General features: G+C 61.0%; 9 protein-coding genes. 6 read left to right on the top strand and 3 right to left on the bottom strand.

What is annotated here, in order from left to right; genetic code table 11:
- Together gspE and gspD are read right to left on the bottom strand one after the other, a co-directional pair.
- Positions 1–1,569: a type II secretion system ATPase GspE gene (gene gspE / locus BM438_RS12165; protein WP_093634516.1), complete on the bottom strand. Its 1,569-nt coding sequence runs from the start codon at positions 1,567–1,569 to the stop codon at positions 1–3.
- Positions 1,566–3,932 carry a type II secretion system secretin GspD gene (gspD, locus tag BM438_RS12160; protein ID WP_093634515.1) on the bottom strand — a complete coding sequence of 789 codons (2,367 nt, stop codon included), beginning with the start codon at positions 3,930–3,932 and terminating at the stop codon, positions 1,566–1,568. Before gspD ends, gspE begins: the two co-directional genes overlap by 4 nt.
- Between gspD and BM438_RS45475 the strand changes: the two genes are divergently transcribed.
- From BM438_RS45475 to BM438_RS12150, 3 genes are all read left to right on the top strand, one after another.
- Complete coding sequence (locus BM438_RS45475) at positions 3,926–4,102, top strand: hypothetical protein (RefSeq protein ID WP_167378374.1); 177 nt, start codon at positions 3,926–3,928, stop codon at positions 4,100–4,102. The two genes, gspD and BM438_RS45475, sit on opposite strands and share 7 nt — an antisense overlap.
- Positions 4,103–4,448: 346 nt before the next feature.
- Positions 4,449–4,898 (top strand): lytic transglycosylase domain-containing protein, encoded by a 450-nt coding sequence (locus BM438_RS12155; RefSeq protein WP_093634514.1) that lies wholly within the window; start codon positions 4,449–4,451, stop codon positions 4,896–4,898.
- Between the two features lie 157 nt (positions 4,899–5,055).
- On the top strand, positions 5,056–6,378 hold the full coding sequence (locus BM438_RS12150) for a GTP-binding protein (protein ID WP_093634513.1): 1,323 nt from the start codon (positions 5,056–5,058) through the stop codon (positions 6,376–6,378).
- Between the two features lie 123 nt (positions 6,379–6,501).
- On the opposite strand, the gene BM438_RS12145 is transcribed toward BM438_RS12150, so the two are convergent.
- Entirely contained in the window at positions 6,502–6,780 is a 279-nt protein-coding gene (locus BM438_RS12145; RefSeq protein ID WP_006050811.1) for an HU family DNA-binding protein, read from the bottom strand.
- Positions 6,781–7,194: 414 nt separating this feature from the next.
- Here BM438_RS12145 and mnmC point away from each other — a divergent pair, with 414 nt between their 5' ends.
- The 3 genes from mnmC (at position 7,195) to BM438_RS12130 (ending at position 12,489) form a co-directional block, all read left to right on the top strand.
- Positions 7,195–9,162 (top strand): bifunctional tRNA (5-methylaminomethyl-2-thiouridine)(34)-methyltransferase MnmC2/FAD-dependent 5-carboxymethylaminomethyl-2-thiouridine(34) oxidoreductase MnmC1, encoded by a 1,968-nt coding sequence (gene mnmC / locus BM438_RS12140; protein ID WP_093634512.1) that lies wholly within the window; start codon positions 7,195–7,197, stop codon positions 9,160–9,162.
- An 853-nt stretch (positions 9,163–10,015) separates the two neighbouring features.
- On the top strand, positions 10,016–11,221 hold the full coding sequence (locus BM438_RS12135; RefSeq protein WP_093634511.1) for a cation:proton antiporter: 1,206 nt from the start codon (positions 10,016–10,018) through the stop codon (positions 11,219–11,221).
- A 152-nt stretch (positions 11,222–11,373) separates the two neighbouring features.
- Positions 11,374–12,489, top strand: coding sequence for a YbdK family carboxylate-amine ligase (locus tag BM438_RS12130; protein WP_093634510.1), 1,116 nt, complete (start codon positions 11,374–11,376; stop codon positions 12,487–12,489).
- The last annotated feature ends 288 nt before the right edge of the window (positions 12,490–12,777 follow it).

The following is a 12,777-nucleotide window of genomic DNA, read 5'->3' as shown; positions in this document are numbered from 1 at the left end:
TTATGCTCCGCCCGTCACGCGGATCACTTCTTCGAGCGACGTCAGCCCGGAGGCGAGCCAGCGGTCCGAGTCTTCGCGCAATGTACGCATGCCTTGCGCGCGACCCGAAGTGAGAATTTCCGCATCGGACGCATTGCGGTGAACCAGCGTGCGGATTTCATCGTCGATCAGAAGCAGTTCGTAGACACCGCGACGTCCCGCATAACCCGACTGGCCGCATTTCTCGCAACCGACCGGATGCCAGCGCACGCTGCCATCTTCCTCGGCGCGCTCTTCGCGGCATACCGGGCACAGGCGCCGCACCAGCCGCTGCGCCAGCACGCCGAGAAGCGATGATGCCAGCAGATACGGCTCGACGCCCATGTCGGTCAAACGGGTCACGGCGGATGCCGCATCGTTCGTGTGCAATGTCGCCAGCACAAGGTGACCCGTGAGCGATGCCTGCACCGCGATCTGCGCCGTTTCCAGGTCGCGGATTTCACCGATCATGATGACGTCCGGGTCCTGCCGCAGTATCGAGCGCAGCGCCCGCGCGAAGGTCATGCCGATCCGCTCGTTGACCTGCGTCTGGCCGATGCCTGAGAGGTCGTATTCGATCGGGTCTTCGACCGTCATGATGTTGGTGGTCGCGGTCTCAAGCCGCGACATCGACGCGTACAGCGTGGTCGTCTTGCCCGAGCCGGTCGGGCCGGTCACCAGCACGATACCGTGCGGTTTGCCGATCAGCTTGTCGAACTTGACGAGCGTATCGGGCGCCATGCCGAGCGCTTCGAGATTCAGGCGTGAGGCGTCCTTTTCCAAGAGACGCAACACCGCGCGTTCGCCGTGGCCGGTGGGCAGCGTCGAGACACGCACGTCGACCGGACGTCCGCCGACGCGCAGCGTGATCCGACCGTCCTGCGGCAGACGCTTCTCGGCAATGTCGAGCTGCGCCATGATCTTGATCCGCGAGATCAGCGCGCCGTGCAGCGCCTTTTTCGGCCGCACGACATCGCGCAACGTGCCGTCGACACGGAAGCGCACCACAGAAGAAGTCTCGAACGGCTCGATGTGAATATCCGAAGCCTGTTCGCGTGCGGCTTGCGTGAGCAGCGCGTTGATCATGCGGATGATCGGCGCGTCGTCTTCCGACTCGAGCAGATCCTCGATCTCGGGAATGTCCTGCATCAAACGCGACAGATCGACTTCGCCTTCCACTTCGCCGACCACCTGCGCCGCGCTGCCGTCCTGGCGCGCGTAAGCCTGGTTGATCGCCTGGGCGAGGTCATCAGCCGGCACACGCACCACGGACAACGCGCCGAAGTTGCGTGCGACTTCAGCAAGCGCAGCATCGCTGGTGCGTTCGCTGATCCAGACTTCGAGACTATCGGCGTGCTGATGCGCGACCAGAATCTGGCCGCCGCGGGCGAAGCCGTAGGGCACGAGACGCGCCGCGACCGCCGACGGCGCGATGCGTTCGGCATGCTCCGCCGCGACTGCGGGCGGAATCGCCGCGGCTTGCGTCGATGCAGCGACGCGCGCCGCTGCGGACGATCCCGAAGCTGACGGCGGCGTGGACGGCGTGCTCACGGCTGCACTCCAGGTGACGCCGTGGACGGTGCCGTCGGTACCGGATTGGTCTGCACAGCACCACCGTTCGTAACCGGATTCGTCTGCACAGCGGCGCCATTCGTGACCGGGTTCGTCTGCACAGGGCCACCATTCATGACCGGCGGCGCCATCTGCTGACGACGCATCCTGTCGAGATCGAACAGATTCATCGCGGGCGAACCACCCTGGCTCGGGCCGATCGGCATCGGCGGAACCACCGGATCGTCCTTGTCTTTGATCAGGTTGTTATCCGACTTGTACGCGCCCGTCACGCCCTGGACGTAGTCGTAACGGTTCGCCGTCACGGCCTGCGCGGTATCGCGATCGGTGATGATCACGGGGCGCAGGAACACCATCAGGTTGGTCTTGGCGCGGGTCTTCTGTTCCGAGCGGAACAACTGGCCGATCCAGGGAATATCGCCCAGCAACGGCACCTTGCTGTTGCTGACCTGGTAGTTGTCCTGCATCAGGCCGCCCAGCACGATGATCTCGCCGTTATCGGCAAGCACGGTCGACTGGATCGAACGCTTGGTGAACTCGGGACCCGCCGGATTGGTCGCCGCGTTGGTCGTGCCGTTCACGATCGCCGAGTCTTCCGTGTAGAGCTGCAGCTTTAGAATCCCGCCCTCGGTAATCTGCGGTTTGATGTGCAGCGTCAGACCGACATCGACGCGGTCGAACGTATTGAACGCGTTGCTGGTCGTCCCGCTCGTGAGGTTCGAATACGAACCCGTCTGGATCGGCACGTTCGTGCCGACAACGATCTTCGCTTCTTCGTTGTCGAGCGTGATGAGGTTAGGCGTCGACAGCACGTTCGCATCCTGAGTCTGCGAGAGTGCCTGCAACAGCGCGCCGAGACCCTGCACGCCGAAAATGTTGTGAATCCAGCCGACGTTGAGACCCTGCTGGATACCGCTCCCGCTTGCGAGCGCCCCGGCGAGACCGCCGGTCGCGCCCGTCGCTGCGGCCGCGGCCGTCAGATTGATAATGCTGTTGCCGGTGCCGGTCGCCAGGTTGGTGCCGGCAAAGATCGAATTGTTCGCGACCTGCCACTGAATGCCGAGGTTGGCGTTCGTGTTCGAGTTTAACTCGACGATCAGCGCCTCGATATAGACCTGCGCGCGCCGCGCGTCGAGCTGGTCGATCACTGCTCGCAGGTTGCGGTACACCGGCTCAGCCGCCGTGATGATCAGCGAGTTGGTCGCCGAGTCCGCCTGGATCATGCCGCCCGGCTGATTGTCGTCGTTCTTGTCCTTGTCGCCACCGAGCAGGCCGGCTGAGCCCGAACCGCCGCTCGAACCGTATCCGCCGCCCCCGCCACCACCCAAGGGTGACGCCCCCGAGCTGCCGTTGAGTCCGCCCGACGGCAGCGGCGGCGTACCCGACGTGCCCGTCGAATTGCTGCCGAAGCCGCCTCCACCACTACCGTTCTGGTTGAACGAATTCGCGTCATTCGAGCCACCCGATGAGCCGGTGTCGCCGCCCTTACCGAGCATCCCGCGCAAGGTCTTCGCGAGCTTCGTTGCGTCGGCGTTGCGCAGCGCGACGACGTGCATGTTGCCGGGCATGGTGGTCGGCGAGTCGAGTTCCTTCGCCAGCTGCTTCGCGGCTGCGAGCCGGCCGCCGTTCGACGCGCGAATCAGCAGCGAGTTGGTGCGCGGATCCGCGGTGATCGACACCTTCAACGTTGCGTCGGTGCTGCCGATCGCGCCGGGGTCGAGCATCTTGGTCAACTGCGTGGCGATGTCGATCGCGTTGGCGTTCCTCAACTGCACGACCGCTACCGACTGGCCCGCAGCCGTATCGACACCCGCGATGATCTGCGCGATACGCCGCACGTTGTCGGCGTAATCGGTCACGACAATCGAGTTGTTGGCAGGGTAGGCTGCCACGGTATTGTTCGGCGAGATCAGCGGACGCAACACCGGCAGCAGGTTATTGGCCGATTCGTTCTTCAGCACGAACACCTGCGTGACCACCTGGTCGCCTCGCGCCACCGGCGTATTGCCGACGTAGGTCGGCACGCCTTGCAGCTTGGCATCGGCCTCGGGTACGACCTTCAGCACGCCGTGGTCCTGGACCAGCGCGAAGCCCTGCATCCGCAAAGCAGATTGCAAGGTCTTGAGCGCCTGATCTTCAGGCACTGCATTCTCCGACACGAGGTTCAGCTGACCCTTCACGCGTGGATCGACGATGATCGTTTTGCCGGTCGCCGCGCCGATCGCCTTGGCCACCTGGTCGATATCGGCGTTCACGAAGTTGAGTGTCACCTGTGCCTGTGCTGTCTGCGCGGTGATCAATCCAGCCACCAGCAGCGCCGTTGCGACGCGACGCAATGCCATACGATTTCTTCTCATGGAATATGGGATCGATGTCGACGGCAACAGCCGCCAACGGTCATGCAGTGCGAACATTGGAGCAGGCCGCCGCCCTGTCGGTCTGCCAGCCGGCTTCACAGGCGATCAACGCCCTGGATGCCTTACTTCCAATGCCCGAAAAAAAGCAACAGTAACAGTTTTTCATGTCGGATTTGTCACAAAACGAACGGCTCCGTGCGATTACTCTAAAGACCGTCGCTGACTGTCAAACAATTGAAAGCAAACGAGCTTGTGTGCGGCGAACCGCAGAAGCGCTTCGTTTTACGCTTGATTATGTCGGTTAGCTAACTTGACGCATGTAAGTCTGCCGGTATGATACGAGCCGTTCGAGGTACTGGTTGTGACTTGGCAACGCGGGTTTTCCCCGATGGCCGACGAAGGCCCGGCCAGTACGCCTCACCGGCTTCCAGATACTGAAGTATGGCCGATGCTTTGCCTTACCAAACCTTACTCTTGCGATTTGATTAGTCGTCTTGACTGATGAAACGAACCTTTGTCACCGTCGCCGCAGGACTTGCCGTGCTGATCGCAGCAGGGCAGGCACGCGCCGATTGCTTTGACGAAGCGGCGAAGTATCAGAAGGTCAACCCCTTGATTCTGCGCGCAATTGCGTGGCAGGAGTCACACAATCGGCCGGACGCGCAGCATAAGAACGCCAATGGCTCGACCGACTACGGCGTGATGCAGATCAACTCGATCCATCTGCCCGTTCTCGCGCAGTACGGCATCTCGCAGGGCACGCTCATGGAGCCTTGCAAGAACGTCTACATCGCGGCGTGGCATCTGCGCCGCCAGATGAACAAGTACGGCAATACCTGGCAGGCGGTCGGCGCATATCACTCCGAGACGCCGGCACTGCGTGACAAGTATGCGATGCAGATCGCTGCAATCCTGCGCAAGTGGAATCTGATGCCGGCTGCTGCACGCTGACTCACGCACGTCCCGATCCGGCCCGTCACGCGGCCGCTCCCCGTTTGATGCACAATGCGGCTTCGTGCTGCCGTCGGTGTTCGGCCGTCTTCCGGCCCCGGAGTCATGCGACCCCAACCCGGCACGCCTTCCAATCCTCTTGTTTTCCCGTACTGCGATGAACCAGCCGCTATTGCCCGTCACCGTGCTCTCCGGTTTTCTGGGCGCCGGCAAGACCACGCTCCTGAACCACATCCTCGCGAATCGCGCCGGTTTGCGCGTCGCCGTTATCGTCAACGATCTGGCCGCCGTCAATATCGATGCAACGCTCGTGCGCGACGCCGCCGCGCTCTCGCATGTCGAAGAGCAGCTCGTCGAACTGTCGAACGGCTGCATCTGCTGCACGTTGCGTGATGACTTGCTGGTCGAGATCAAGCGGCTTGCGGGTGAAAAGCGCTTCGATGCGATCCTGATCGAATCGACCGGTGTAGCCGAGCCGATGCCGATCGCCGAAACCTTCACCTTCGTCGACGACGACGGCGCATCGCTGTCCGACGTCGCGCAGCTCGATACGATGGTGACGGTGGTCGATGCATTCAACTTCCTGCGCGACTACGGTTCGGCCGACGCGCTTTCCGAGCGGGGCATCGCCGCAACCGAAGAGGACGATCGGACGCTGGTCGAATTGCTGATCGAGCAGATTGAATTCTGCGACGTGCTGGTGGTGAACAAGGCCGATCTGGTCAGCGCGGATGAGCTCACGCGTTTGCAGCGTATCCTCGCCCGCATCAATCCGCGTGCCGTGCAGGTGGTGAGCCGTTTCGGCGAAGTGCCGCTGGCCGAGGTGCTGAACACCGGGCGCTTCGATTTCGATGAGGCATCGAGCGCACCGGGCTGGCTGGCGTCGCTTAACGACGAGCATGGGCACGACCACGAACACGGCCATGCCCATCACGGTGAAGCGGACGAATTCGGCATCGGCAATTTCATTTACCGCGCGCGGCGGCCGTTTCACCCGGAACGCCTGTGGGCGCTGCTGCATCAGGAATGGAAGGGCGTCTTGCGCAGCAAGGGCTTCTTCTGGCTCGCAACGCGTAATGACATTGCCGGTTCGCTGTCGCAAGCGGGCGGCGCTTGCCGACATGGTCCGGCGGGAATGTGGTGGGCCGCGCAGGATCGCAGCGAATGGCCGGACGGCGATGACGAGCTGGCCGCCGAAATTGCCGCCGACTGGTACGGCGATCCGGACGATCTGAGCATCGGAGATCGCCGCCAGGAACTGGTGATGATCGGCGTCGGCATCGACCCGGCGGTCTGGCAAGCGAAGTTCGACGCGTGCCTGCTGACCGATGAGGAATACACGGCGGGACCAGAAGCGTGGCAACAATTCGCCGATCCGTTCCCTGCATGGGACTTCGACGAAGACGACCATGATCATGACCACAATCACCACGACCACGACGGTCATGGCCACGGCGAAATCGTGCATCGCCACGATTGAGTTCGAGCGGCCTTTCCGCCTGATGCGGACTGTTTAGCCGTGACGCCCGTCGCGGCTAAACAGAAATCGCAGACGAAAAAAAACCCGCCGTTGGCGGGTGTCAACTGCCAGGCAGTAATCTGCTTAGCGCTTGTTGACTGCGTCCTTGAACGCCTTACCAGCCGTGAACTTCACGGTCTTGGCGGCCGGGATCTTGATAGTTTCGCCGGTCTTGGGGTTACGACCCGTACGTGCTGCGCGCTTGCCCGAACCGAAGCTGCCAAAGCCGATCAACTGGACCGCGTCACCCTTCGACACAGACTTCTTGATCACTTCAAGCAACGTATCCAGCGTCTCACCGGTTTGAGCCTTGCTGGCGCCGGTTTGTCCTGCGACGGCGTCGATCAGTTCCTGTTTGTTCATTAAGGTTCCTTTCTGAGTTTAGGTTGACACGAACAGCGCGAACGCGCCGATTATACGTGCGCGGGCCGCGCCGTCGAGCAGCTGCGGCTCCGGATCCCCTCCGGACAATTAGCGCCGGGCAGTGACTGCCCGTCGGCCGTGCTGCCGCTCCCTTCGCGGCGCTTGCTATGATAGCGCAGCGCAAACCCAATCAGGATAAGGGTTTCGAAGATTTAAGCGGTTCTGGGGCAGATATCGAGGGGAAACCCTTCCTTTTCCTCCTCGCAGAGCCCAATTGAAGGCTGAAACCCAGCATGGACGGGGCTTAGCGTTGGTTTTTGCCAACGTTGCAGCACGTCTTTTTCGCCGCCCGGCGAGTTGCGCGCGCTGGCGGTAACGTCTGACCCGCTCTTTCGAGCGTCATTTCTGCCGCGCATGACCGATCCGCTGATCCCCGCCGTCCTCGCTTTTCGCGACAACGGCACGCCTTTTTCGCCGTTCTACGACGACATCTATCACAGCGCTGTCGGCGGTCTCGAGCAGGCTGAATACGTCTTCCTCCGCGGCAATGGACTGCCGCAACGATGGCAGGGCCGCCGCGTCTTCACCGTGCTCGAAACCGGCTTCGGCATGGGGATCAACTTCCTGATGACCTGGGCCGCCTGGCGTGCCGATCCGGCGCGCTGCGAGCGCTTGCACTTCGTCTCGACTGAGAAGCATCCGTTTACTCAAACCGATTTGCGCAGCGTCTATGCGAAGACGATTTCAGATCCGGAGATCGCCGCGCTGGCGGAAACGCTGGCCGCCGAATGGCCGATGCTTGTCCCCGGCACGCACCGGCTCGAATTCGAGGGCGGGCGAATCACGTTGACGCTAGTGTTCGCCGACGCCGCACAAAGCCTACCAGCATTGAGGTTGCGCGCCGATGCGTTCTATCTCGACGGCTTCGCGCCGGCGAGAAACCCCGAAATGTGGACACCCGCAATCTTCAAGGCGCTCGCCCGGATGGCCGGTGAGAACGCCACGTTCGCAACCTACAGCAGTGCCGGCGACATCAAACGCGCGCTGACGCAAAACGGCTTTGTGTACCAAAAAGTCGACGGCTTCGGCTGGAAGCGCGCGATGCTGGTTGGCCATTTCGCCCCACGCTGGCGCGTGCGCCGTTATGAGCCGCCCGCGCCGCTTGAAGTCGATGAACGGCATGCGATCGTGATCGGCACCGGGCTCGCGGGTTGCGCGGCGATCGAGCGTCTGGCCGCACGCGGCTGGCGCGTCACGTCGCTGGAACGGCACGCGTCGGTGGCTCAGGACGCCTCGGGCAATCCGGCCGGCGTGTTCCATCCCATGATCTCGCGCGACGACAGCGTCGCTTCGCGCGTCACGCGGGCAGGCTTTCTGTACACGCTCAGACGCTGGGCCGCGCTTGAACGCCTTGGCTACCGCCCATTGCGCGGCGCGCCAGGACTGTTGCAGATCGCCGCGGACGATGAAGAAGCACGCTCGATGAGCGAGGCAATCGCCGCGTTCGGTTACCCCGCGGAATATGTGACGCCGGTTTCGCTGAGCCAAGCACAAAGGCTTGCCGGCATGCCACTCGCGCAAAGCGGCTGGCTCTTTCCCCAAGGCGGCTGGATCGACCCGGCGTCGCTTTGCGCCGCGCAGTGCGCAGCGGCGGGCGGGCTGCTCGAACGCCGCTTTGGAGTAGACGTAGCGCGTCTCGAGCGATCAGGCAATCAATGGATCGTCTTCGACACAGCGGGGCAAGCCATCGCGCATGCGCCCGTGGTCATCGTCGCGAGCGCGCACGACGCCGCGCGGCTCGCCGGTTTGCAGTACGCACCGACCCGCAGCATCCGCGGCCAGTTGACTTTGCTGCCGCCGGGCACGGTGCCAGCACTCGAAATGCCGGTTATAGGCGAAGGCTACGCCGTCCCACTCGCCGACGGCGTTACGCTGACCGGCGCTACCTACGAGCTCGACGACCCTGACACCGCGTTGCGACCGGATGGCCATCTGGAAAACCTCGAGCGCGTCGCGCAGATGCTGCCCGCCTTTGACGCCATTGTCGATCCGGCACAGGCGTTAAAGCTCGACGGGCGCGTCGCATTTCGCTGCGTCACAAGTGACCGGATGCCGATGATCGGCAACTTCGCCGATGAAACCGCCTCGGCACGCGACGCCCAACGCCTGCGTGGCGCATGGCCGCTCGATCTGCCACGCGTCGACGGCTTGTACGGCGCCTTCGCTTACGGTTCTCGCGGTCTGGTATGGGCGGCACTTGGAGCGGAGCTGATCGCCTCGCAGATTGAAGGCGAGCCGTGGCCGCTCGAACGGGATTTGGCGGAAGACATCGATCCAGCCCGCTTCCTCTTGCGTGCGTTGCGCCAGGGAACGGTGAGTTAACCCGTAGTTAACCGTGCACACCGAACATCAGCGTGAATAAAAGTTATCCACCGAAACTTGTGGATAACCGCGCCGTTTACCGGCGCAACTCATGTGGAACCGTTGTGGACGTAAACGGGGTAACTCTGCCGCGTCCGAAAATCGCGAAAAGTTACCCTTGTATACCCGCCGCTGCCGCACACGCTGTGCATCCTGTTATGCGAGCGGCAAGCCGATGAATCAATTCGGTAAACCGGAGTTATCCACAGAAAACGAGTCACCTTGTTAACTGTTACTACGTATACATACGGTAAACCTGTAAACAGAAAGGCCGTGCCGGGATCGAGCGCAATCGTTGAGCCCGAAGCGTCGAAAGTTGGAGGAAAACGCCTCCGGCCGTGTCCCAGGAAACACATCTGCAACGTCAGATCTGTACGCTATGGGAGCCCGACCCGTTTTTAAAACGGTCGCTTTTTCCTCATCCCGTGAAGATAACGTACGTTTTTACCGTTTTGCCTGCATGTTCCTGTCTTTTCGGTCAAGTCTGAAAAAGCTATGGCACAATCGCCGTTCTTTTCCGCGTCGTGCCTCGCCGCTGGCCGCACGCGCTGCAATGGAACGGTGCCGCGCAATCAGAATCTGATTCAAAGTCGACGGCGTTCTTTCACCGTGCCGGGCCGGTAGCTACGGCCGCCCCCAGAATGCGCTGCGCCCCTTGCGGCAGCGGCACATTCAGATCATCCGATCGTTGAAAACTCGCAACGCGGGTCACGCGAAGCGATCGCGACAGTGAGCGCCTCATGCGTTCATCCGCTCGCCGGTGTTTGCGCCGGTTCGTGTTGTCTGCCGTTGCTGCCAAGGAGAACCCATCACGATGAAGTCGGCGTTTTCATTTTTCCCAGCCTGGCCACTCACACCCGACGCCATTTTTTGGGCTGGTCTTGCATTGCTCGCCGCGGGTCTGTGCGGTGAACTGTGCTATCGCGCATGGCGTTTGCCGCGCATTTCCGGATATGCGGTCATTGGTCTGGTAGCCGGCGCAGCCGGTTTCGGCGTGATCGACGCCGATTCCGCGAGCGCCGCGCGGCCATTGCTCGACGTAGCGCTCGGTTTGTTGTTATTCGAACTGGGTAGCCGGCTCGATCTGCGCTGGATTCGTCGCAATCCCTGGCTGATTCTGTCGAGCGTCGCGGAAGCCACGCTGACGTTCGCGCTGGTTTTGCCGGTTTTGTTATTCCTGAAAGTGCCGCTGATCGTAGCGACGGTGCTTGCCGCAATTGCCATGGCGACTTCGCCGGCTATGGTGATCCAGCTCAAAACGGAGCTACGCGCGGAAGGTCAGGTGACCCAACGTCTGTTGACCCTTACCGCATTGAACAGCATGTATGCGGTGGTGGTCGAAAAGCTTGTCTCGAGCTGGTTGCATCAGGAGGTTTACGGCAACGTCTACGCCACGATTCTGCAGCCGCTGTATCTGCTGGTCGGCTCACTCGTGCTGGCCTATCTGCTGGCGCGCACCTGCACGTTTTTTTATCGTCGTCTGAACATGCAGGACGAGCATTCGTTCGTCGCGCTGTTCGGCCTCGTGCTGCTCGCCATTGCGGTGGCGCATGTGTTCAAGCTTTCCACCATTCTCGCGTTGCTGGCCGCTGGCATCATCGTGAAGAATCTTGAAGCTCGCCCGCAGTTGTGGCCGGAACATTTCGGCACGGCCGGCTGGTTATTGACGGTGATTCTGTTTGTGCTGACGCTGACGTCGTTCGAATGGAAAGACATCGCGCTTGGCGGTGTCGCGGCGCTGGGTCTGATTGTTGCGCGTCTGGTTGCGAAACTGGTGGGCGTGATGGCCTTCGCCAAGCCAAGCGGCTTGAACTGGAAGCAGGGCATGGCGCTCGGTTTGTCGTTATCGCCCATGTCGGCGCTCGCGTACCTGCTCGTCGACGATACCTACAACCTCTATCCGAATTTCGATCCGCAACTGCGCGCGATCGTGATGTGTTCGATTTTCGTGCTGCAGATTCTCGGGCCGTGGCTCGTGTATCGCAGCCTGGCGCAGGTGGCTGAACGGCGCGAAGAGTAAGCGCACGGCAAGGGCACGCCGCTGTCCGATGCGCTGTCCAATGCTTCATGCGCCTGATTTGCGCGCTTTATCCAACTTATTCGATTCAAAAACGGCCGGATGTGTGACACAGACATGTGACACACATCGGCCGACCTGACTCAGGGGACGCTATGTCACTCGAACCCTTCATCGATTCGAAACCGTTCACTTTCGGTGTCGAACTCGAGATGCAGATCGTCAATACGCACGACTATGATCTGACCAAAGCCGGCTCGGATCTGATGCGCCTCATCAAGGACGAAAAGATTCCCGGCAACATCACGCCGGAAATCACCGAAAGCATGATCGAGCTGTCGACCGGTATCTGCACGACGCATGAACAGGCTGTCACCGATTTGCGCACAATCCGTGACACGCTGGTGTCGGCGGCCGACCGTCTGAACGTCGGCTTGTGCGGCGGCGGCACGCACGCATTCCAGCAATGGAGTGAAAGGCAAATCGTCGATACGCCACGCTTTCAATATCTTTCCGAGTTGTACGGTTATCTTGCCAAGCAGTTCACGGTGTTCGGCCAGCACGTGCACATCGGCTGTCCGGATCCGAACAGCGCGCTGTATCTGCTGCATTCGATGTCGCGCTTCATCCCGCATTTCATTGCGTTGTCCGCTTCGTCGCCGTTCGTGCAAGGTGTGGACACCGGTTTTCAGTCGGCACGACTGAATTCCGTGTTCGCGTTCCCGCTCTCGGGCCGCGCGCCATTCGTGTTGACGTGGGACAGTTTCGAGGAATATTTCTCGAAGATGGTCCACACCGGCGTGGTCAACAGCATGAAGGATTTTTACTGGGACATCCGGCCGAAGCCCGGTTTCGGCACGATCGAAGTACGCGTGATGGATACGCCGTTCTCAGTGGATCGCGCCGCGGCGATTGCCTGCTACATCCAGACGCTTGCCCGCCATCTGCTGCTCGACAAGCCGATCGTGCCGAAGGAAGACGATTATCTCGTCTACACGTTCAACCGCTTCGAAGCATGCCGCTTCGGTCTGGCCGGCAACTGCATCAACCCGCAAACAAGCGAACGCAAGACGATTTCCGAAGATATCCTCGAAACGCTGGATCTGATTGCACCGCACGCCGAAGCATTGGGTTCGGGCAACGCGCTCGCCGAAATCGGTGCGATTGCGCGCGGCCAGGTCAACGATGCGACGTGGCTGCGGGGCGTCTTCGATCAGGAAAAGTCCTTGCATGAAGCTGTCCGACAGCAGTGTCTGCAGTGGCGAGCCTAGCTAGATAGAGGATTGCTTACGTTAAACCGTAAGGAAGACCCGCCTCGTGCGGGTTTTTTTTCGTAAATAAATTTCCAGCTCGGGGGCCTTCAGGTTTTTCTAAAGTTTACGTATACAAACGTAGTAGTAGTTAACAAGCATTGCATCTGCCTGTGGACAACTGAATAATTCCCTGAAAAGTCAAAGTGCTACGTAAACCATAACCAGGCTGATCCGGGGCGCATCGAGGGCGGTAAACGAGGACAACTTTAGTAAGGAAAGAGGGGGCAAGTTACTTATCAAGAATCG

Origin of the sequence: Paraburkholderia aspalathi, from assembly GCF_900116445.1 — a bacterium.
Lineage (GTDB): Bacteria > Pseudomonadota > Gammaproteobacteria > Burkholderiales > Burkholderiaceae > Paraburkholderia > Paraburkholderia aspalathi.
This window is presented reverse-complemented; position numbering and strand designations above follow the sequence as displayed.

Excerpts from the sequence above, each read along its gene's own strand:
- BM438_RS45475 (WP_167378374.1), top strand. The coding sequence starts at position 3,926 with ATGCCATACGATTTCTTCTCATGGAATATGGGATCGATGTCGACGGCA.
- BM438_RS12155 (WP_093634514.1), top strand. The coding sequence starts at position 4,449 with ATGAAACGAACCTTTGTCACCGTCGCCGCAGGACTTGCCGTGCTGATC.
- BM438_RS12130 (WP_093634510.1), top strand. The coding sequence starts at position 11,374 with ATGTCACTCGAACCCTTCATCGATTCGAAACCGTTCACTTTCGGTGTC.
- BM438_RS12150 (WP_093634513.1), top strand. The coding sequence starts at position 5,056 with ATGAACCAGCCGCTATTGCCCGTCACCGTGCTCTCCGGTTTTCTGGGC.
- mnmC (WP_093634512.1), top strand. The coding sequence starts at position 7,195 with ATGACCGATCCGCTGATCCCCGCCGTCCTCGCTTTTCGCGACAACGGC.
- BM438_RS12145 (WP_006050811.1), bottom strand. The coding sequence starts at position 6,780 with ATGAACAAACAGGAACTGATCGACGCCGTCGCAGGACAAACCGGCGCC.
- gspD (WP_093634515.1), bottom strand. The coding sequence starts at position 3,932 with ATGGCATTGCGTCGCGTCGCAACGGCGCTGCTGGTGGCTGGATTGATC.
- BM438_RS12135 (WP_093634511.1), top strand. The coding sequence starts at position 10,016 with ATGAAGTCGGCGTTTTCATTTTTCCCAGCCTGGCCACTCACACCCGAC.